We start from the raw sequence: 20059 nt of genomic DNA, 5'->3' as shown, positions 1-20059 counted from the left end.
GATCGATGTCGATACGATTCAACTTCGGCGGTGACGAACATATCTTCGGCGAGGTGTCCGAGGAAATGTCGCTCACCTCCTTCTTTACCGGCCTTTCGATGACCAACGCGGTGCGTACGGCAGGCATCCGAGGTGTCACCGAGATCTGCCCAGCCAACGCCAGCTTCCAGATTCGCTTCAACCCCGACATCGTCAAGCCCCAGGATTTGCTCAGCGAACTGAAGTCGATGGAAGAGGCGGCCTCAAAGGCGGACCCGGTGCTGAAGACCCGGATCATCGAACTGCCGGTTTATTTCCAGGATCCGTGGACGCGTGAAACCTGCTTGCGCTTCCGCGAGCGCCATCAGGACCCGTCCTCCACCGATCTTGAATATTCGGCACGCATCAACGGCTACGCCACGGTGGAAGAGTTTATCGCTGCCTATTCCGGCCAGCCCTGGTTCGTATCCATGGTCGGCTTCGTCGCTGGACTGCCCTTCCTGTACCAGATGGTTGAGCGCAAGAAACAGATTCAGGCGCCGAAATACTTGCGTCCACGCACCGACACTCCCAAGCTCACCATTGGCCATGGCGGCTGCTTTGCAGCGATCTATTCGGTGCGCGGCGCTGGCGGCTACCAGATGTATGGCATAACCCCGGCCCCGATCTACGACCCGACCAGGAAGGTGCGCTACCTCTCCGATGACATGTGCCTGTTCAAGCCAGGCGACATCGTCAAGTTCAAGGCCATTGGCCGCGATGACTACGACGCCACGCTGGAGGAAATCGAAGCCAATCGGTGGCAGCCGACGGTTCGCGAGTGCACCTTCAGCCTAAAGGACTTCAACAGCGATATTTACGGCACCAATGCAAAGCTGATGGAGCTTATCAATGGCCGTTAAGGTAATCTCTCCCGGCCTGTCCACTTCCGTGCAGGACCTTGGCCGACCAGGCCACTATCATGTTGGCATTCCCGAAGGCGGCGGCATGGACCGCTTTGCCACACGCATCGCAAACCTGCTTGTCGGCAACGATCCGGATGCTGCGGTGCTCGAAGCCACCTTCATGGGCCCCGAACTCGAATTCACCCAATCCGCAATCATCGCCGTCACGGGAGGAGACCTCCCACCCAAACTTAATGGCGAGGAACGGCCGACCTGGGAAAGTTTTCCGGTGAAGGCGGGTGACCGGCTTTCCTTTGGCTTCCTCAAGGGCGGCGCGCGCGCTTATCTGGCCGTCTCCGGCGGCATCGACGTACCGGTGGTTCTCGGTTCGCGCTCAACTTACATTCTGGGCGCACTCGGCGGCCATCAGGGCCGCACGCTGAAGGCGGGCGATGAGCTTCCCGTCGGCGAAGGTTCCGGCAAAGCCGGTCTTTCGCTGCCTGCAAATCTGCGCCGCGCGCGGAGTAGTTTGGCGGAACTCAGAATGCTGCCCGGCATGTACTGGCATCGGATCACTGAAGCTGCCGGCAACCGGTTCTTTGAGGAAACCTGGAAGGTCGCGCCCGAAGCTGACCGCATCGGCTATCGCTTCCGTGGCGGAACGGCGCTGGAGTTCGTTGAGCGCGAGCAGCCTTTCGGTGCAGGCTCCGACCCCTCGAACATCGTCGATGCCTGCTATCCTTATGGATCCGTCCAGGTGCCGAGTGGCACAGAGCCGATCGTTCTTCACCGGGACGCAGTTTCGGGTGGCGGGTACATGATGCTGGGCGTGGTAATATCGGCCGACATGGACCTGATCGCCCAGCTCCAGCCGCACACCCCGGCGCGCTTCGTTCCGGTGACGCTGGAAGACGCGCTTGCCGCGCGAACCGAACAGCGCGCCGCGCTGGCGCTTGCTGAAAGGCATCTGGCCGGCTGACGTCAGCCGGGAAAAATGCCGGCAGAGGAGCCGGAGGCGAGGAGATCGGTCGGCCAAAACCGACCGCGCGTGGCGGAAGACAAAATCCGGTGCGCGAAACGACAAGACGACGCCGGGCAACGGCGTGAATTTGGCATCCGAGCAGTCCGCTAGAGACCGCCGGAACCGACAGGGGAAGACATTTGCAACGTGACTGGCCGCAAGGCTGGATGCTTCGCGCCTTTCCGTCGGTAAAAAGAAGGAAAGGGACATGAGTCATCTGAGCGCGGAGAACGTCTCGGTATCGTTTGCGGGGCTGAAGGCCCTGTCATCGGTAGACCTCCAAATCACGCCCGGCCGCATCAGTGGCCTCATCGGCCCGAATGGCGCCGGCAAGACCACACTCGTCAACGTGCTGACCGGCTTCCAGGCACCAACGGAAGGCACCATCAAGCTCGACGGGGCAGCACTCACGGGTCTCAAGCCGCATCAGGTCCGGCGGCGCGGCATCGCCCGCACCTTCCAGGGTGGGCGGCTCTTCCGCGACCTGCCTGTGCTGGACAACCTGGAGGTAACCGGCGTTGGTCTGGGAATGAGCCGGCGCGCTGCCATCGCCGAAGCGGAAGCGATGCTCGACTGGATAGGCATCGGTGCGCTGGGCACCCGCATCGCCGGGACGTTGCCATATACAGACGAGCGCCGCGTCGCCATTGGCCGCGCCCTGATGGGACGGCCCGCATACATCCTGCTCGACGAGCCCGCGGCTGGCATGAGCGCGCTGGAGGCGCGGGAGCTGTCGGCCCTGATAAGACACATCGCCGCCGATCTCGGCTGCGGTGTCCTGCTCATCGAGCACAATGTCGGGCTGGTGCTCGGCCTTTGCGAGCATATCGTCGTGCTCGATTCCGGAGCGATCATCGAGGAAGGCCCGCCTGCCGCGATCCGCGACAGCGAGAAGGTGCGCCACGCCTATATGGGCACGGCCGCGAACACCGACCTGCCTGTGCTGGAGGCGATGGAATGAGCCTGCTCGCCCTTTCCGATATCACCATCCGCTACAGCCGTCTCACGGCGGTCCGCAATGTCTCCTTCTCCATGGACGAGGGAGAGATCCTGTTCATCACCGGCCCGAACGGAGCCGGGAAGTCTTCACTGCTGCGCGCGATCGCCGGTGTTACGCCGGTTGCGGGCGGCCGAATCGATCTTGCAGGTCATGAGATCACCGGCCAGGCGCCGGAGAACATCGCCCGGCTCGGATTCTCCATGGTGCCGGAGGGGCGCGATGTCTTCGGCTCGCTGACGACCGAAGAGAACCTCCTGGTCGGAACTGGCATGCACGCCCGCGAACGCGGCTGGCGCAGCCGAGCTGCCGACGAGCTCGAAGCCGTCTACGCAACCTTCCCGATGCTGAAAGAGAGGCGGCACGGGCAGGCGGGATTGCTGTCCGGCGGGCAGCAGCAAATGCTGGTCATCGGACGCGCGCTGATGACCAATCCGCGGCTTGTAGCCATCGACGAGCCTTCGCTGGGCCTCGCCCCCAACATCAACGACCAGGTCTACGAGCGGCTGATCGCGCTGCGTGCGCAGCGCCAGCTCACGCTCCTGATCGTTGAGCAGAGCTCGGCCCGGGCGATGATGGTGGGCGGGCGGATGATCCTGATGCGTGGCGGACAGATCGTGCTCGATGGCGACGCCCGGACGCTCGGCAACGGCGAGGCGATCCAGGCTGCTTATTTCGGTTACGAGGACCATTGAGATGCTCCAGATCCTGTTTGACGCACTCTCGCTTGGTTCGCTCTACGCGCTCGGAGCGCTCGGCATTGCCCTCATCTTCGGCGTCATGCGGCTCGTGAACTTTGCGCATGGCGACGTCATCGCCTTCTGCGTCTTCGCACTGCTGTGGCCATCTACGGACGCAATGGCCATCGTCTTCGCTGGCCAATTGCCGTGGTACCTGCTGGTGCCCTTCGTTCTCCTCTGCGGCGCCGGGCTGTCAGTGCTGTGCGAAATCGTCGTCTTCAGGCGTTTCCGCCAGGCAAATCCGGCAACGATGATGATCGCCTCCTTCGCGCTCGGTTTCGTAATTCGCTACTTCCTGCTCATGCTTTTCTCCAGTCGGCCGAAATCGATCTCGCTGCTGCCCGAACTGTCCCAACCGGTGGAGATCCTTGGTGCCCGGCTTCCCCTCCTCCAGCTCATAACGATCGTCACTACGATGGTCATCCTGATCGGCCTGACGCTGTTCCTGCGTCAAACCCGCTTCGGCCTGGAGATGCGGGCGGCGGCCGAGAACTTCTCGATGGCCCGCATGCTGGGTGTGCGTGCGAACCGGGTTATCATGGGCGCGTTCGCCCTCTCCGGCGCGTTGGCCGCCGCCATTGCGCTGATCTTTGGCGCCCAGACAGGCACGCTGGACATCCAGATGGGCGCCTCGATCATGTTGATGGCCTTCATCGCCACCGTCATTGGCGGCCTCGGCAGCCTCGGGGGGGCCGTGCTCGCCGGCTTCCTGCTGGGTGCCGCCTCGGTGATCATGCAGGTCATGCTGCCCATCGACGCCCGGCCATTCCGCGATGCCTTTGTCTATGGAGCGGTCATCCTCGTTCTCCTCTTCCGCCCGCAAGGGCTCATTGCCGCGCGCGGCACCAAGGAAAGGGTCTGATTTCATGGCTGTCGCCGCCTCCCTTGCCAACTCTACCGCTGCCGGTGCCGCGGCTGCCGAGCGAAAGCCCGCCCGCTTCGCGCTTGCCCGCCGCACAATCCTGACGCCGGTCCTGCTTTCTCTGCTGCTGCTGGCCATCGCGCTGATCACGGTGATGACCGGATCGCGGCCCTTCAACCAGACGGTGATCGACGTGTTCGTCCGTGTCATCCTCGTCGTGGGCCTATACATCTTTATCGGAAATTCGGGCGTTCTCAGCTTCGGGCATATCGGCTTCACCTGCCTTGGCGCCTACGCGGCCGCGTGGCTCACCATCAATCCGATGATGAAACGCGGTTCGTTGCCGGGACTGCCCGAATGGCTGCTGGCGACCCGTTTGCCGTACTGGCAATCGGCTGTGCTGGCGGCGTTGTTCGCCGCCCTCGCCGCTCTCATTTTCGGGCGGGTGCTGATGCGGCTATCGGGCATCGCAGCATCGATCGCGACCTTCGCGATGCTCGCCATGATCAACACAATTTATTCCAACTGGGAGAGCGTGACCGGAGCGACCTCATCGGTCGTCGGCATTCCGATCGTGCGCGTGATCTGGCCGTATCTCATCGGCGCCGTGGTCGCAATCTTCATCGCCTGGGCGCACGCGATCTCCCGGTCCGGCCTGGCCCTTCGTGCTGCCCGCGATGAGCCCACCGCCGCCGCGGCTTCCGGAGTCGACATTCCCAGGGAAAGACTGGTGGCGTTCGTCGTATCAGGCGCGGTGATGGGACTGGGCGGTGCGCTCATGGCTCATTCCATCGGCGTGGTCACACCCGATACATTCTATCTCGGTCTCACCTTCATCACCCTTTCCATGCTCGTCGTCGGCGGCATGGGCAGCCTGTCGGGGGGTGTAGTGGGTGTCGTCCTGCTGTCCGCCCTCATCCAGGCGCTGCGCTGGCTGGAGGCAGGCGTATCGCTCGGCGAGTCCACGTTCGCCCTCCCGAAAGGGGTTCAGGAAATAGCCCTCGGCGTCATCATGATCGTGATCCTCGCGCTTCGCCCGTCCGGACTCATGGGCAACCGCGAGCTCACCTTACCCCGCAGCAGTCGCAACAAGTGACCGGCGGCACAAGCCCGACCGGAAAACAAAAAAGGAGACGTGCATGACATACAAAATGAGAATTGTCGCAACCGCTCTGGCCTCGATGTCCATCGCATACCCGGCCCTGGCGGATGACGAGACTATCGTCATCGGCTTCGCCACTGCGGAGTCGGGCTTCATGGAAGCCTATGACAAGCCTGCCCAGGAGGCGGCCTTGATTCGCATCGACGAGATCAATGCGGCTGGCGGTCTGCTTGGAAAGCAGATCAAGGTTGTCAAGGCCGACACCAAGTCCGACCGGGCCGAAGGCGCCAAGGCGGGCCTCTCCGTGCTCGACCAGGACGCCGATCTCGTGGTCGTCTCCTGCGACTACGACTTCGGATCGCCGGCTGCGCTCGCGGCCGAGGACGCCGGCCATATCTCTTTCTTCCTGTGCGCGGAATCGGTCAAGGCCGGTATCCAGGGTGTCGGCCCGCACAGCTTCTCTGCGTCGGTGCTGGCGGCCGTGCAGGGAGCGACCATGGCCGAGTGGGCATTCAAGGAAAAGGGCGCAAAGGACTTCTACCGTTTGCTCGATACCTGGACGGCCTACAACAAGGGCATCTGCGACGGCTTCGACTGGATGATGCCGAAGCTCGAAGCCCAGGGCGCCAAGCTTGTCGGTGAAGACACCTTCAAGAACGAGGACGCCTCCATCGCCGCGCAGATCACCCGCATCAAGTCTCTGCCGAAGGAGCCGGATGCGATCATGCTTTGCACGATGATGCCGGGCGCTGTCTCGGCCATCAAGCAGCTTCGCGCCGCGGGTATCAACTCCATGATCCTGAACGGCTCGGGCGTCGACGGTAGCTATTGGCTCTCGGCCGTGTCCGATCTGACGAACTTCTACGTCCCCGTTCAGGGATCGATCTATGGCGACGATCCCAATCCGGCCGTGTTGAAGTTCAATGCCTCATACAAGGAGAAGACAGGCGCCGATCCCTCGAGCCAGTATGTTTTTCCGGGTTACGTCATGGTCGACGTCTGGGCCAAGGCGGTCGAGCGTGCAGGCACGACCGATGCCGACGCGGTCGTCGCGGAACTGGAAAAGATGAAGAATGAGCCGACGCTGTTCGGGCCTCGCACCTTCACGCCCGAACTGCATCACCAGAACCAGACGCGGTACCTGATCGTCGAGACCAAGGCCGGCAAGCCGGGTGTTGTAGGCAACTGGACGATTTCCGAGCCGGTACCGATGGAAGCCTTGCTCAAGTAGGAGAAGATGGGGCGGATAATCCCGCCCTTGATATGCGAAAGGCCCTGTTGCTTTGGGACGACAGGGCCTTTCGTCTTTTGAGTATCTTGCCTTTGAACAAAAAAGGAGGGCGGCCCGCTTGGACCGCCCTCATTGCCGATGAATTCAGATTTTCGCTACCCTCGCGCTTTGCGGTAGGAATCCTTGAGCGCTATGAGCTCCCCCGAGAAAGCGAAGATATCGCAGCCGTCGACTTCGATTTGCGGCCCGGCTGCCGTGGTGCCGACGAAGCGCCATGATGAAAGTCCGGTGTCGCCCGTCACGACGTGCCGTCCCCTGGTCCACACGGCTTTCGGGAAGGCATCGAACAGCGCTGCATAGGCGACGCGCACGGCGTCACGCCCCATATGCTTGCGCCCTTCGGCATCGGGGCCGGCCGAGCCGTGGAAAGCGCAATTCTCAGCCATGCAGTCCATCAGCGCGCCCACGTCGCGGGCGTTCCAGGCCGCGAGGAACCGGTCGAGCACGGCGAGCCGCCTGGCTGTGAGGTCGCCAGCCTCCACGACCTCAACCTCCAAGAATGCGAGCGGCGCATTGCCGGCATTGATGACGTTGTGAGCCACACCTGTCCGCCGCGAATAGGGCACCCCTTGGGTGAGAGCGGCTTGCGATTGCGCGCCGTCCGGGCCTTCGAGACCGAGCTTGCCGTCCGTAAGCGGCACGATGACGTAGTCATAGCCATGGATGTGCCAGCCGGTCTCGGCCCCGGTGGCAAACCGCCATTCGGTGACCCGGAAGCGTTCGTCGTCGATATGGACGACCGGTTCGGCTTTCATACGGGTCATTCAAGTCCCTCCTTGGCAACCGCACCGGTCAGGCGCTCAAGCGTCCGGCCCATGCGCGTCATGATTTCCTTCACATCGTCTTCTGTCGAGATCATCGGCGGACAGAGCGCGAGCTGGTCGCCGATGGCGCGGAAGATGAGGCCTTCCTCGTGGCCGATCCCTCCTGCGATAGTCCCTGCGCACCCAACCTTGGCGAAGGGGCGTTTCGTCGCCTTGTCTGCCACCAGCTCAACGGCGCCGATAAGACCGGTGCCCCGCGCTTCGCCGACAAGTGGGTGATCTGCGAATGAGCGGATGCCGAGCTGGAACGACGTCTCAAGGCGGGCCGCGTTTCCGATCAAGTCCCGCTCCTCGAAGATGGCGAGGTTTTCGAGACCCACTGCCGTGGCGACCGGATGACCCGACGCCGTGAAGCCGTGGCCGAAATTGCCGATCGTTGCGGTGTTGTCGGCGATCGCCTGGTAAATCGCCTCCGAGAACACCACCGCGGCCAGCGGCATGTAGGAGGAGGTGATCTGCTTGGAAAGCGTCATGATATCAGGCGTGAAGCTGAATTTCTGGCAGCCAAAGGGCGTGCCGAGCCGCCCGAAGCCACAGATCACCTCATCTGCTATCAGAATGATATCATTTGCCCGGCAGATTTTCTCCACGCCTTCCCAGTACCCGACCGGCGGCGGCAGAACGCCGCCGGCTGCCATAAGCGGCTCTCCTATGAAGGCTGCGATGGTATCAGCCCCTTCTTCCGCGATCACCGCCTCCAGCTCGGCGAGCAGACGCGCCGTGAAGGCGGCCTCGTCTTCGCCTTCCATGCCGAAACGATAGAAGTGCGGGCAGGTCAGGTGGCGAACGGGAATCGCCGGCAGGTCGAAGTCGCGATGGTTGATCGGCAGGCCCGTCAGGCTGCCGGAGGCGACGGTGATACCGTGATAGCCCTTGGTCCGCGCCAAGAATTTCTTCTTCTTGGGCCGGCCGAGCGCGTTGTTCATGAACCACATCATCTTGACGATGCTGTCGTTGGCTTCCGAACCCGACGACGTGAAGAAAACACGCGTCAGGTTTTCCGGCGTCATCTCCACGAGTTTCTCCGCGAGCCGGATGGACGGCTCATGCGCCTTGGAGGAGAAGGTGTGGTAGTAGGGCAGCTTCAGCATCTGCTGATAGGCAGCGTCGGCCAACCGCTTTTCCGAAAAGCCGACGGCCACCGACCACAGCCCCGCGAGCCCTTCGATGTATTCCTTGCCGCGCTCGTCATACACTCGGATGCCGTCGCCGCGGCTGATGATCAGCGGCCCGGTTTGTTCGTGCTGACGCAGGTTGGTGTAGGGGTGCATTGTGGTGGCGATGTCGGCGGCGGCGAGAGAGTTGGAAAGCGCTTCCATGGAAGTCCTCAGCGGCTTGTGGAAATGGTTCGGGCTGTGAGTTCGAGATAGTCCTCGATCCCATGCGTGGAGCTTTCACGATTCGGAAAAATGAATCATGGGAGGCTTTTGGAATGGGTGTCGATGATCCGCCGCATCAGCGCGGCGACGTCGCGCGCATTCGGCGGATCGGAGTGGATGCAGACGGTGTCGAAGTCGACCGGGCGGACCGTGCCGTCTGTGGTGACGAGTTCGCGTCGGGCAAGCGCCCCCACCATGCGGTGCTCGGCAAGCGTCAGGTCGATGGCCGACTGTACACGCGGGATGATCAGGCTGCCGCCGGGAGCGTAGGCAAGATCGGGAAAGAACTCGCCCACGAAGGCAACGCCGAGTTCAGCTGCTGCCGTCTCGTGACAGGTTCCCGCCATGCCGAAGAGCGGGATGACGAACGGCTTGACCGCCGCGGCAATCGCCCGGGCAGTGTCCATGTCGTGCGCGGCCATGCCGTAGATGATGCCATGCGGTTTGACATGGCTGAGTTGCCCGCCCTCGGCGGCCAGCATTCCTGTCAGCGCACCGATTTGGTAGAGGAAGGCGGCTGTCAGTTCCTCCGGCTGAAGTTTCATTTCGCGCCGACCGAACCCCTCGCGATCGGGAAGGGAGGGATGCGCGCCAACCTGCTTTCCATGAGAAAGCGCGAGCCGCACGGTCTTCAGCATCGTCCATGGATCGGAGGCGTGGAAGCCGCAGGCGATGTTGGCGCAATCGATATGAGGCATGATGCCGGCATCGTCGCCGAAGCGCCAGTTGCCGTAACTTTCCCCCATGTCGCAGTTCAGGGTGACCATGGTTTGCTTGCCTCAGCCCAGAGTGTTTGCTGCCCAGCCGAGGGCGATGTGCGGGAATTCCGGCGGTGGTTCGCGCTCGTGCAGCAGTCGAAGCACGCGCGGTGGCGTCAGTGGCAGTTGCTGCACCGGCTTGCCGATGGCGCGCGCCACCGCACAGCCGATCGCCGCGCCCACGGCCAGGATCGGGACCTCGCCCGCGCCCTTGGTGCCTAGCGGCCCCATCGACGGCGCGCCCTCGTAGAGGTCGGCGGCGACCGGAACCACGTCCTGCGCCAGCGGCAGGCGATAGGTCTCGAAATCGTCCTGCGCGATGCGTCCGTCGGCGGTGAGCGTCACCTCCTCATGCAACGCATAGCCCAGCCCCTGCACCACGCCGCCCTGTATCTGGCCCAGGATGGCGCGTGGGTTGAGCGCGCGGCCGACATCTTGAACCACGCGATAGGCCAGCACCTCGACATGACCGGTGTCCGGATCAACCGCCACCTCGGCCTCGTGAACGACGAAGACGGGGATGTCGAGCGCATCGATGAAATGCCCCATGGCGCAGCCGGACATTGCCGGAGTGTTCCTGGCGGTAAAGGCTCCACTTCCTGTGATCGGGCCGATGGTGGCCTGCGCATGGGCGACGACGGCGGGGATCGACATGCCGGAACCGGGACGTCCGGTGATCTCGACACGACCGTCCCGCAGCACCAGGTCTTCCGGTCGGGTCTGGAGCATCTCGCCGGCGGTCCGCAGCAGCTTCTCCCGCACCTCTGCACAGGCGGCGATGCTCGCAGCACCAATGGACACGGTGGTGCGCCCACCGCCAACGCCGACATCGAGGCCGGCGGCATCTGTATCGGCTTCGCGCACGATTACCTGGTCGGGAGCGAGGCCAAGCTGCCCAGCCACCATCTGCGGCAGGGATTGCACCATCGTGCCCGATCCGATCTCCACACCCGACGTGACCAGCGTTGCGCTGCCGTCGGCGTTCAAGTTCACCGTTGCCGCCGAGGGTCCGACAAACACGAACCATGTGCCGACCGTGGTCGCAATTCCATAGAGCCTGCCGTCGGCCTTCGCTTCTGATGTGCCGGTACTGGCACGCAACGCCTCCATACGATCGAGCATCGGACCCAGCACGTCGGCCTCGAAAACCTGGCCCGTGGCACCGAGATCACCATCTCCCAGGACATTTTTCTTCCGGAACTCCGTTGGGTCGAAGCCTAGCGCATCGCAGATTTCGTCGGTATGTCGCTCCAACGCGAATGTGTTGTAGACGCCGTTGCAAGCTCGGAAAGCACCGTTGGGTGGTGTGTTGGTGTATACGGCGCGGCTGACGAGCCGCGTTGCGCCAACCCTGTAATTGCCGCCCAGCGTGTGCGCCGTCATCGTCGTCAGGAAGACCTGCTCACCGCCATACGCACCGCAATCCATCAGCACGACCGCCTCGCGCCCGGCGATGTATCCTTCGGCGGTGACAGCGGACCGAATGCGGATTTCCGCATTCTCGCGGCAGAGGCAGGTTGCCATCTCTTCCTGCCGGGTGTTTTCCAGCACCACCGTGCGCCCGGTCATCCGCGCCAGAAGTGCCGTGATAGGCTCGATGGACGCATCGAATTTCAGGCCGAACCCGCCACCGACAGGGGGTACAGTGACCCGCACACGCCCGGGTGGAAGCTGCATGACCCTTCCGGTGACGTTGCGCACGGTCCAAGGCACCTGCGTCGAGGTCTGGATGTGAGCACGGCCGTCCTCCCAGGAGCCGATGGCAACGCGCGGTTCGAAGGGCACATGGTTCTGCCGACCGACGGTGAAGCTGCTCTCGACAATGCGTATATCGGGACGGGCGAAGGCCGCATCGACGTCACCGCGGCTGGATTTTGCCTCCCATGCGATGTTGCCGGCACGTGCGCCGCCCTCCGTGATCACCTCATAGCCGCGCCAGCCCTCGTGGACGAGGCGGGCGGCGGGCTGGAGCGCTTCGGCCATGGTGAACACAGGTGCCAGCGGCTCGACCTCGACCATGATGGCGGCAAGTGCCGCCCGCGCCTGCTTCTCCGTCTCGGCGGCGATGACGGCGATTGGCTCGCCGTGGTAGCGGATCGTGTCGATCGCCAAGAGCGGATGATCGGCAATGCCGATGCCGTAGAGCCCTGGCGCATCGGCGCCGGTCGCCACCGCGCGCACGCCAGGACAGCGAAGTGCCGCCGAAACGTCGAGCTTGCGGATACGCCCCGCGGGAACGGTCGACCGCAGCAGCACGGCATGCAACATGTCGGGGCGAATCCGGTCGTTGGTGTATTTCGTCCGCCCGCGCAGCTTGTCCTGCGCATCGCGGCGGGGAAGATTCATGACCGTGGCGGACAGCTCAGACATGGATGCCTCCCACCAACTGGCCAGCCTTCCGCGCTTGGTCGAGGCATTCGGCCACGGCGTCGACGATCCGCTCATATCCCGTGCAGCGGCAGATGTTGCCGACCATCGCCGCCTTGATTTCGGGACGACTCGCATGCGGATTGTCACGCACGAACGCCGAAAGGCTCATGACCATTCCCGGAAAACACATGCCGCATTGCACGGCATCGGCCGCCTCGAAATTGACCTGGAGCGGGTGCAGCGCCTGGTTTCCAGAACTCATTCCCTCGATGGTCGTCACCGCGCATCCATGGACGAGTCCAACCGGCTTCAGGCAGGACGGCACGGCTTCGTCGTCGACATGCACCGTGCACGCGCCGCAAAAGCCTTCGCGGCACACGGCTTTGGTCCCCGTCAGGAATCGTTCGTGCCGCAAGATGTCGACGAGCGGCGTCATCGGATCGCCATCAAAGCGGCAGTCCTCGCCATTCAGCTGGAATGTCACGGTCATGCCAGGCCCCCGGTCTTGAGAAGTGCGGCAACACCGCGCTTGACCAGTGGCGGAAGAACCTGGCGCCGGTACCAACCCTCCGCTTCCTTGCCGTCGCGGCCCCGAAAATCATTGTGCTCCAGTGCAAGCTCCCCGGCGCGTTCCGGATCGAGCGCGGAGGCCGGGCCTGCCCTCATGGCCTGTTCGAGCGCGGTCCAGCGCCGCGCTACCGGCTCCACCGAGCCGACGGCGATGCGACATCGTTTGTCCTTATCCACCCCGAGTGAGACGATGGCGACCGGATAGTCGCCGGCTTTCCGAAGCGGTAGGCGGATATGAGAACTTGCGACCAGGTCGCGGCGCAGATGAATTCTCGTCACAATCGCTTCGGCCAGCAGCGTATGCCTGTCTTTGAGGAAATCCGAAATACCGAGGAGTTTTGGGCCTTCGAACGTCTCCAGCTCCACCGTCGCCTCACAGACGAGAAGCGCAGGGGCGAGATCGGCGGCGGCAAAGTCGAGGGCACAAAGGTTGCCGCCCACGGTGGCGACCCTTCGGATGCCGGGATTGGCCGCACCGTCCGCCGCGGCAACCAGACCTTCGAAGCCCACTGCCCCGTGCAACGCGCGGCCAAGGACTGCATGGGTAACGGCTGCGCCTATCACGACATGGTCCGGTTCGATTTCGACCTTGGACAAGGCCGGTATTCGGTGGAGTGCGACCACAGCCTCGGGAAGGTCGACCCCGCGCCGTGGATCACGCATCATCCAGGTGCCGCCGGCAAGCACCGCCGCACCTTGCCGGCGTGCGGCCATTGCCTCTTCAATAGTGCTGGCTGCGGCGAACGATCGTTCCACGCTTGGTGCCATCTGTCATACCCCTCGGAAGCAGCCAACTTTTCGCGGCGCTGCAGCATTGTTGCTCCAGCTTTAGGCTCCTGTGAAATAGTAATTCTTTGAGTATGGCATCGAAAAAACAGATAACTCTGGCATCCCTGCGAGCGCCCGCAAGATTTGCGGTGCGCTCGGCACTCACGCCCAGTGAGCGACCGTCCTTTTCTCGAAGCTCTCACGGAACTGGGCGGTGGTTTTAGGGAGGAGTTCGCCAGTCTCCCAGTCGAGGATCACGGCATAGTGCCGAACCGCATCGAGCGCATCGATCTCGCCGGAGCGGTATTTGCGCGCGATCTCCTCAGGATCCATGCGTGCCCAGTCCTTCCGTTTCGCCCGGATGTCGACACGGCAAGCTTCGGTTGCCGTCTCGTCAATTTCGTACTGGCACAGGTCGCGGTCGATTTCGCGGATCACCACGCCGTAGTCAATCTTGGCGCGCTCCAGAGAAACGTAGTCGTCGATCACGTCCTCCATCACCTTGCGGGGTTCGCGCTCCAGTGGATCGCCGAAACCGCCGCCGCCGGCCGTCGGACGAGCGAACTGGTCGCCGGTGTGGACGGAGTAATCGGAGAACACGGAGCCGAGCCAGATCTCGGTCTCTTCTCCCGCGCGCTTCATGGTCAAGCCGTGGGGCATCGACGGCAGGCCTCCTTCGACACCCCAGACGACAGCGCGCTCGCGGTCGCAAATATAGGACATGACGGCATTTTCAGCCTCAAGCAACAACGAGGTTTTCTGCACGCCGACGCCGCCCCGCCATTTGCCCGGCCCGGCTGAATCCTGCTTGATCTGGAACTCGATCGTCCGAGTCGGGTTCACCCGCTCGTTGCCTTCGTTGGGTTGCGACATCAGCCCGGTTCCGAAGCAGGCGGTGGTGACATCTGCACCATCCTTGCCGTTACGCCCACCCCAGCCGCCGGGCAGCCATTCGTAGAACATGAAGATCGGCTTTTCGGGTTTGCGCGCGTCCCGTCCCCCGGCCAGCAGATATTCCAGGTTGAAGGCGCAGGCGATAGCGCGTTCGGGCATGATCTTCGACCACATCTCGAAGATCGCGTTCATGATCTTTTCGAACGGCATCAGGAACCCGGTCACCGCCACCGGCCATTCCGCGCTGACGATGCTGTTCTTTGGCGCGGTCACCTCGATCATCCGGTAAAACCCACTGTTGAGTGGAAGGTCCGGGAAGAAGGTCTTCATGCCAGCGACCACGGCCGAGAAGGTCGCGCCCGGGGCTGAATTGTACATCGAGGCAATGGTCGAATGGCTTCCCGTAAAATCGTAGTGGATCGTGTCGCCCTTGATCGTCATCTTGATGCGGATCGGGATCATGCCTTCGCCGGCACCGAGATCCCGGTCGATGTAGTCGACCGTCTCCCAGGTGCCGTCGGGCAGCTCCGCGAGACGCTTTCGCACGGAACGTTCGACGTAGTCCTGAACCTCCTCCATACCGCGCATGACCTGGCCGCGCCCATACTTCTTGACCAGCCGCAACAGTTCGCGCTCGGCAGCCTGCGTCGCCTGCGCCTGGGAATGGATGTCGCCAATGATCGATGCCGGATCGCGCGTGTTGGCCGCAATCATGTTGGCGACGTCGGAGCAGAAGCGGCCGCGCTGGAACAGGCGCAACGGCGTGATCCGCAGGCCTTCGCGGAACATGTCGCGGGCGGTGACGTCGAAGGAACCCGGCACTGAGCCTCCAAGATCCGACCAGTGTCCGTTCGACTGGGAGAAGCCGATCAGTTTGTCTTCGTCGAAGATCGGCCGGACGAGCCGAACATCGCTGAAATGCGTACCGCCGGCATAGGGATCGTTGATTGCGTAGACGTCGCCGGGTGCCATATCGCCTTCGAAGACTCGGATCACCTCCTTGCACGTGTTGTGCAGCGTGCCGACATGGACCGCGATGTCGTAGTTGCCCTGGGCGACAGAGTTGCCATCGGCGTCGTGCAGGGCGTTCGAAAAGTCTCGGTTGTAGATGACGAAGGAATAGCAGGTGCGAAGCATCTGTTCGGCCATCTGGTCGACAGTGGTGATGAAGGAGTTCTTCAGCACCTCGAACGTTACCGGATCGAGGCCAGGGCTCGTTTCAATCAGCTTTGTCATGTCTCAGCCTTTCGTCACGATGAGAATGTTCAGGAAGCCATCGACGGTCGCGCTCATTCCCGGCGGAACCACGGTGGTGGAATCGAACTGTTCGACAATGGCGGGCCCTGTGAAGGCAGCGCCGGCGCTGAGTTGCTCACGCTCATACATGGCCGCGTCATGAGATGCGCCGTCGAACCAGACGCTGCGGCGGCCGACCGGCTGTGGCTTATGCGGCAAGACTTCATGCCGCGGTATCTCGGCTTTCGGGACGATGCCGATCGCCTTGACCGCGATGCGGAAGATCGACACCGGCGCCTCTTCGCGGCGGTAGTTGAACTCGCGTTCGTGCTCGTTGTGGAATGCCTCGATCAGCGAGCAGATGCTCTCGATCCGCGCCGGCGCTGACACCGCAAGCGAGCGCCACTGTCCCTGGTACATCATCTCGACCGTACGCTGCAGCGCCATGTCTTCCCGCGCCACGCCCTCATGGGTCAGACGCTCAACGGCCTGTTCTTCCATCAGAACAAAGGCTGTCTGCATCTCGGCGGGCGAGACCGTCGAAGCATCGGCCATGAAGCTTTCGGAGAAATCGTGCTGCACGTCGACGAGAAGGCAACCGAGCGCGGAGGTGACGCCGGGATTGGGCGGCACGATCACGGTTGGAATCGAAAGCTCCTTCGCCACGGCCGCTCCGTGCAATGCGCCTGCACCGCCGAATGCGACGAGCGCAAAGTCGCGCGGGTCATAGCCTCGGCTGATGGAGAGAAGCCGGACGGCATTGCCCATATTGGCGTTGGCGACGGCGATGATCGCCTCGGCCGCTTTGTGGATTTCCATGCCGAAGGGTGCCGCCACCGTCTCCTGCACCGCCTGGGCGGCCAAGGCGGGGTCGAGCGTGATCTTGCCGCCCGCAAGGCTGGTGCCGAGACGGCCGAGCACGACATTGGCGTCGGTGTTGGTGGCAGTGCGGTTGCCATTCTTGTAGCAGGCCGGACCTGGAAAAGCGCCGGCGGACTGCGGTCCGTTGCGCAAGCTGCCGCCTTCGTCCTGCCATGCCAACGACCCGCCGCCTGCACCGATGGTCAGCACCTCGATGGAGGGAAAGCGGATCGGATATCCGAATTCGATGTACCAGTCTTTTGTGATGCGCGACTCCCCGTTCCATGCGAGCGAGACGTCGGTGCTGGTACCGCCCATGTCGAAGCCGATCGAGTTCGGGAAGCCACAGAGATTTCCGATGAAGCGGCTTGCGATCGCGCCGGCAGCGATGCCCGATCCTGCGAGCCGAGCTGAGAAATCCCTGACGCTTGCGGGTGTCATGACCCCGCCACCGCTGTGCAGCAACAGGAGATCTCGCTTGTATCCGGCCGCTGCAAGCTTTTCTCCGAGACGCGACACGTAGTCGACGACGACCGGGGCGCAGACGGCGTTCGCCATGGTGGTGGAAAAACGCTCGTGCTCGAAGATTTCCGGCATCACTTCCGAGGAGATCGAGACCGGCAGATCCGGCATGGCCTCCTTCAGGATCTCACGCATGCGGCGCTCATTGGCACCGTTGACATAGGAGTTCATGAAGCAGACGGCTATGGACTTGACCTGCCGTTTCACGAGAATTTCCGCGACGCGGCGCGCAGCCTCTTCGTCCAGCGCTTCCAGGATCGTGCCCTCGGCACTGACCCGTTCCCGGACTGTCAGCCGGTCGCGGCGCGGGATATAGGGCTTGGCGACATCCTTGTAGGTGTCCCAGAGGTCTTCCTTGTTGGCGCGACGGATCTCGACAACGTCACGGAAACCCTCGGTGCAGACCATTGCGGTGCGTGGCAGGCGGCGGGTGATCAGCGCATTGGTGGCAACCGTCGTGCCATGAGAGAACATCGTCACCTCGGAAAGATCGATGCGGCCCTGCTCCACGCCATTCATGATGGCCTGCATGGGATCATCAGGCGTGGAGGCGGTCTTCTCGATGCGGATCGCGCCGCTATCTTCGTCCATGATACAGATGTCGGTGAAGGTCCCTCCGACATCGACGGCAACTCTTATTCGGCTCATGACAGTTCCTTCGTAGGGTCTTTGCGGGCAAAGCCCGGCCCCATCGCCCCTTGCCGGGGTGACGTCGCAGTAAATGGTGGAATTGGCCCGGACTTCGTCGGGTCTAGTGCCGCTCTCTCGAGGTCGAAGCGCGACCCGCCCGGCTCGCTGCTTCGCGACGGGTATCGGTCGGTGCGCAGCCGAACCGCGTCCGGTAGTGCTTGCAGAACTGAGACTGGTCGGCGAAGCCCCAGCGGTAAGCGATCTCGGCAACGCTGCTGATGTTGGTCACCGACATCAGCTCCTCGGCGCAAAGTTCAAGCCGGGCGTCGCGGATGAAGCCGTTGATCGACTGGTTGCTGTCCTGAAAAAGAACCTGCAGGTAACGCAGGGAGATGCCGCAGGCATCGGCCACAGCCTGCGGGCCGAGGCCGGAATTCTTCAGGTTGTCGCGAATATACTGCTCGGCGCGATGCAAATGGCCGGCCCGGATCGACGAGATGCTGCTGTCCAGCACGCGATCGTCACTCACGATCGACAGGCACAGCATTTCCAGGATGTGCCTGCCCATCATCTCACGAGCGACTTCAGTGATCTCATCGACATGGCCGATCGTGGTTCGCACCGTGTCGAGAAAGAGCGCGGCGATGCCTTGGGTAGCGTCGAAACTGAGTGCACTGAGCCGTTCGGCAGATCCGATCCGTGCCCGAACGCTCGATGACGGCACCTTCAGGACCCACAGCGCGTTTGGCTTGCCGTGCCAGAATTCGTAAGGCGCATCTCCCCTCTCAAGGAGGAAGCCCCCCGGACCGCAATTGACGGTCCTCGATCCTTGCGAGAAATTCACCTCCGACATCTCCGGGATGGTGACGAGCAGGCTGGCGTCACGCTCGTTGAGGAAGTGGCGGCGATGGCGACGATAGCTTACAGCATCGCAGCGCATTTTAGACACGCTGACGAGCCCGAGAGAGAAGGTTTCCAGCGTGCCTGAAAATTCACGACGGTTCCGATACTCGGTGTCGAGCGGAAAATAGGCTTCGGTAACAGCGGCTTGCCAGGCATCACCGCCTGCGGGACCGCCGATCGTATCGACGACGTATTTCATTCCCCGACCTTTCTGTTTGGCCCGGTTGTCCCGGTGTTTTTCTGAAGATTACAGGAATTCGCCGGCGCGTATTGGTCAAAAACGAATAAACTTATGTGGTCGTTTGGCAGTTAGCTCGCTTTCGGCAGGTTCGCGTGGAGAGCAGCATCCCGGCTTGGTTCCCTGCGGCTACGCTCCCAGGAAAGTCCCGGGACCGAAGCCAGCAGGGCACGCGTGTAATCGGATTGAGGATGCGCAAGCACCCGCTCCACGGACCCGTTCTCCACGATCTTTCACCTTGCATGACGACAACGCGGCTGGCGATTACCGACGCCACGCGAAGATCGTGGGCGATGAAAAGCATCGACAGGCCGATTGCGTCATAACCGATCCACTACGATGACGCGCACCTTGGCGGGCCCCGCTAAACGGGTGCCCTGGGCAACCTGGCGTTGCCCGGTTCGTCGACGTTCTGTTACAACGCAAGACAGCAGCAGTTTGGATCGGTGAAGGAGTGGTATTGCCTGGTGAACCGAAAGTCCGCGACGACTCTTCGCCAGCCCGCCTGATAGCAGCCATTCGACAATTGGTTGCGGATGGCATCGTCATCGAGGGCGGCGATTTCAAACCAGCAGATCGAGATTGGCTGCTCGAAGAAGAACTGTCTCTGGGCAATGTCGTGCCGGCGCGACGTCGTGAGTTTCGCGCCGGACGCATTTACGCAAGGCAGGCATTGCGGGGCCTGGGCATTCCTGAAAGCGTCATCCCGATTGGACACGATCGGGCGCCGGTCTGGCCGACAGGTATTGTCGGTTCAATCTCTCATACCCGAAGCCTGTGCGCTGTCGCCGTCGGATTGTCCGCCGATTGCCTCGGCATCGGAATCGACATCGAGGAAGATTCTCCGCTTTCCGACGAACTGACAAAACTGGTGTCGCTTGCTTCGGAATTGAAAGAGCGGGACGTGATCGAAGGGCGCCTAGGCTACGACCTGCCAAAGCTTCTGTTCGTGATAAAGGAAGCCTTCTACAAAATGCATTTCCCGCTCAACCGGCGCTTTTTGACGTTTCATGATGTTCGTATCGAACTGGATGTGGAGAACGCCAAAGCCATGGTCATTCGATCAAGCCGCCTGGCGGCGGCCGACAATGGCTGCTTTGAAGGCCGCTTCGGCAACAGCGATGGAACCTTGTTCTCGTGTTTTGACGTCTCTGCGCATTGACAGCCACGCAGCCAGCCAGCACTCAGTGAACCCGGCATGGGCTCTATTCCTAATCAACCTCGATCCCG

At 62.4% G+C, this 20059-nt stretch carries 17 protein-coding genes; 8 read left to right on the top strand and 9 right to left on the bottom strand.

Translation table 11 applies throughout. The annotated features are described in order from the left end of the window. The first annotated feature begins 5 nt into the window (after nucleotides 1–5). The 7 genes from EOC93_RS03920 (at nucleotide 6) to EOC93_RS03890 (ending at nucleotide 6816) form a co-directional block, all read left to right on the top strand. Nucleotides 6–881 (top strand): carboxyltransferase domain-containing protein, encoded by an 876-nt coding sequence (locus EOC93_RS03920; protein ID WP_126103558.1) that lies wholly within the window; start codon nucleotides 6–8, stop codon nucleotides 879–881. Then, a complete protein-coding gene (locus EOC93_RS03915) occupies nucleotides 871–1842 on the top strand; it encodes a biotin-dependent carboxyltransferase family protein (RefSeq protein WP_127203906.1) in 972 nt (323 codons plus the stop codon). Before EOC93_RS03920 ends, EOC93_RS03915 begins: the two co-directional genes overlap by 11 nt. Before the next feature lie 250 nt (nucleotides 1843–2092). Then, a complete protein-coding gene (locus EOC93_RS03910; RefSeq protein WP_095483665.1) occupies nucleotides 2093–2845 on the top strand; it encodes an ABC transporter ATP-binding protein in 753 nt (250 codons plus the stop codon). Then, nucleotides 2842–3576: an ABC transporter ATP-binding protein gene (locus EOC93_RS03905; protein ID WP_027036290.1), complete on the top strand. Its 735-nt coding sequence runs from the start codon at nucleotides 2842–2844 to the stop codon at nucleotides 3574–3576. The genes EOC93_RS03910 and EOC93_RS03905 overlap by 4 nt, the downstream gene beginning before the upstream one ends. Nucleotide 3577: 1 nt before the next feature. Further along, complete coding sequence (locus tag EOC93_RS03900) at nucleotides 3578–4483, top strand: branched-chain amino acid ABC transporter permease (RefSeq protein WP_095483664.1); 906 nt, start codon at nucleotides 3578–3580, stop codon at nucleotides 4481–4483. Between the two features lie 4 nt (nucleotides 4484–4487). Further along, nucleotides 4488–5579 (top strand): branched-chain amino acid ABC transporter permease, encoded by a 1092-nt coding sequence (locus EOC93_RS03895; RefSeq protein WP_127203905.1) that lies wholly within the window; start codon nucleotides 4488–4490, stop codon nucleotides 5577–5579. A 43-nt stretch (nucleotides 5580–5622) separates the two neighbouring features. After that, nucleotides 5623–6816, top strand: a complete 1194-nt coding sequence (locus tag EOC93_RS03890) for an ABC transporter substrate-binding protein (protein WP_126103561.1) — start codon at nucleotides 5623–5625, stop codon at nucleotides 6814–6816. Nucleotides 6817–6971: 155 nt separating this feature from the next. Here the strand turns inward: EOC93_RS03890 and EOC93_RS03885 are convergent, their stop codons facing one another. The 9 genes from EOC93_RS03885 to EOC93_RS03845 form a co-directional block, all read right to left on the bottom strand. Further along, nucleotides 6972–7640 (bottom strand): nuclear transport factor 2 family protein, encoded by a 669-nt coding sequence (locus tag EOC93_RS03885; RefSeq protein ID WP_127203904.1) that lies wholly within the window; start codon nucleotides 7638–7640, stop codon nucleotides 6972–6974. Next, nucleotides 7637–9019, bottom strand: coding sequence for an aspartate aminotransferase family protein (locus EOC93_RS03880; protein WP_127203903.1), 1383 nt, complete (start codon nucleotides 9017–9019; stop codon nucleotides 7637–7639). Before EOC93_RS03880 ends, EOC93_RS03885 begins: the two co-directional genes overlap by 4 nt. A 95-nt stretch (nucleotides 9020–9114) precedes the next feature. Further along, nucleotides 9115–9846, bottom strand: a complete 732-nt coding sequence (locus EOC93_RS03875; RefSeq protein WP_127203902.1) for a LamB/YcsF family protein — start codon at nucleotides 9844–9846, stop codon at nucleotides 9115–9117. Between the two features lie 12 nt (nucleotides 9847–9858). Continuing rightward, on the bottom strand, nucleotides 9859–12207 hold the full coding sequence (locus EOC93_RS03870) for a xanthine dehydrogenase family protein molybdopterin-binding subunit (RefSeq protein WP_127203901.1): 2349 nt from the start codon (nucleotides 12205–12207) through the stop codon (nucleotides 9859–9861). Further along, a complete protein-coding gene (locus EOC93_RS03865) occupies nucleotides 12200–12697 on the bottom strand; it encodes a (2Fe-2S)-binding protein (protein WP_127203900.1) in 498 nt (165 codons plus the stop codon). The genes EOC93_RS03870 and EOC93_RS03865 overlap by 8 nt, the downstream gene beginning before the upstream one ends. After that, nucleotides 12694–13545 carry an FAD binding domain-containing protein gene (locus tag EOC93_RS03860; protein ID WP_127203899.1) on the bottom strand — a complete coding sequence of 284 codons (852 nt, stop codon included), beginning with the start codon at nucleotides 13543–13545 and terminating at the stop codon, nucleotides 12694–12696. The genes EOC93_RS03865 and EOC93_RS03860 overlap by 4 nt, the downstream gene beginning before the upstream one ends. A gap of 162 nt (nucleotides 13546–13707) precedes the next feature. Further along, nucleotides 13708–15675 (bottom strand): hydantoinase B/oxoprolinase family protein, encoded by a 1968-nt coding sequence (locus EOC93_RS03855; protein WP_127203898.1) that lies wholly within the window; start codon nucleotides 15673–15675, stop codon nucleotides 13708–13710. Between the two features lie 3 nt (nucleotides 15676–15678). Then, on the bottom strand, nucleotides 15679–17706 hold the full coding sequence (locus EOC93_RS03850) for a hydantoinase/oxoprolinase family protein (RefSeq protein ID WP_127203897.1): 2028 nt from the start codon (nucleotides 17704–17706) through the stop codon (nucleotides 15679–15681). Between the two features lie 103 nt (nucleotides 17707–17809). Further along, nucleotides 17810–18790: a helix-turn-helix domain-containing protein gene (locus EOC93_RS03845; protein WP_095483653.1), complete on the bottom strand. Its 981-nt coding sequence runs from the start codon at nucleotides 18788–18790 to the stop codon at nucleotides 17810–17812. A 499-nt stretch (nucleotides 18791–19289) separates the two neighbouring features. On the opposite strand from EOC93_RS03845, the gene EOC93_RS03840 reads away from it, so the two are divergent. Beyond that, nucleotides 19290–19991: a 4'-phosphopantetheinyl transferase superfamily protein gene (locus EOC93_RS03840; protein WP_164759034.1), complete on the top strand. Its 702-nt coding sequence runs from the start codon at nucleotides 19290–19292 to the stop codon at nucleotides 19989–19991. Nucleotides 19992–20059: the final 68 nt, after the last annotated feature.

The organism is Mesorhizobium sp. M6A.T.Ce.TU.002.03.1.1 (genome assembly GCF_003997275.1).
Classification (GTDB): Bacteria; Pseudomonadota; Alphaproteobacteria; order Rhizobiales; family Rhizobiaceae; genus Mesorhizobium; species Mesorhizobium mediterraneum.
The sequence above is the reverse complement of the archived record's forward strand: the minus strand, read 5'-3'. Positions and strand labels throughout refer to the sequence as shown.

Bases quoted from the DNA above. Each gene is read 5' to 3' on its own strand.
- EOC93_RS03860 (WP_127203899.1), bottom strand. From the start codon at position 13,545: ATGGCACCAAGCGTGGAACGATCGTTCGCCGCAGCCAGCACTATTGAA.
- EOC93_RS03890 (WP_126103561.1), top strand. From the start codon at position 5,623: ATGACATACAAAATGAGAATTGTCGCAACCGCTCTGGCCTCGATGTCC.
- EOC93_RS03905 (WP_027036290.1), top strand. From the start codon at position 2,842: ATGAGCCTGCTCGCCCTTTCCGATATCACCATCCGCTACAGCCGTCTC.
- EOC93_RS03865 (WP_127203900.1), bottom strand. From the start codon at position 12,697: ATGACCGTGACATTCCAGCTGAATGGCGAGGACTGCCGCTTTGATGGC.
- EOC93_RS03920 (WP_126103558.1), top strand. From the start codon at position 6: ATGTCGATACGATTCAACTTCGGCGGTGACGAACATATCTTCGGCGAG.
- EOC93_RS03850 (WP_127203897.1), bottom strand. From the start codon at position 17,706: ATGAGCCGAATAAGAGTTGCCGTCGATGTCGGAGGGACCTTCACCGAC.
- EOC93_RS03845 (WP_095483653.1), bottom strand. From the start codon at position 18,790: ATGAAATACGTCGTCGATACGATCGGCGGTCCCGCAGGCGGTGATGCC.
- EOC93_RS03900 (WP_095483664.1), top strand. From the start codon at position 3,578: ATGCTCCAGATCCTGTTTGACGCACTCTCGCTTGGTTCGCTCTACGCG.
- EOC93_RS03855 (WP_127203898.1), bottom strand. From the start codon at position 15,675: ATGACAAAGCTGATTGAAACGAGCCCTGGCCTCGATCCGGTAACGTTC.
- EOC93_RS03875 (WP_127203902.1), bottom strand. From the start codon at position 9,846: ATGGTCACCCTGAACTGCGACATGGGGGAAAGTTACGGCAACTGGCGC.
- EOC93_RS03870 (WP_127203901.1), bottom strand. From the start codon at position 12,207: ATGTCTGAGCTGTCCGCCACGGTCATGAATCTTCCCCGCCGCGATGCG.
- EOC93_RS03880 (WP_127203903.1), bottom strand. From the start codon at position 9,019: ATGGAAGCGCTTTCCAACTCTCTCGCCGCCGCCGACATCGCCACCACA.
- EOC93_RS03910 (WP_095483665.1), top strand. From the start codon at position 2,093: ATGAGTCATCTGAGCGCGGAGAACGTCTCGGTATCGTTTGCGGGGCTG.
- EOC93_RS03915 (WP_127203906.1), top strand. From the start codon at position 871: ATGGCCGTTAAGGTAATCTCTCCCGGCCTGTCCACTTCCGTGCAGGAC.
- EOC93_RS03885 (WP_127203904.1), bottom strand. From the start codon at position 7,640: ATGACCCGTATGAAAGCCGAACCGGTCGTCCATATCGACGACGAACGC.
- EOC93_RS03895 (WP_127203905.1), top strand. From the start codon at position 4,488: ATGGCTGTCGCCGCCTCCCTTGCCAACTCTACCGCTGCCGGTGCCGCG.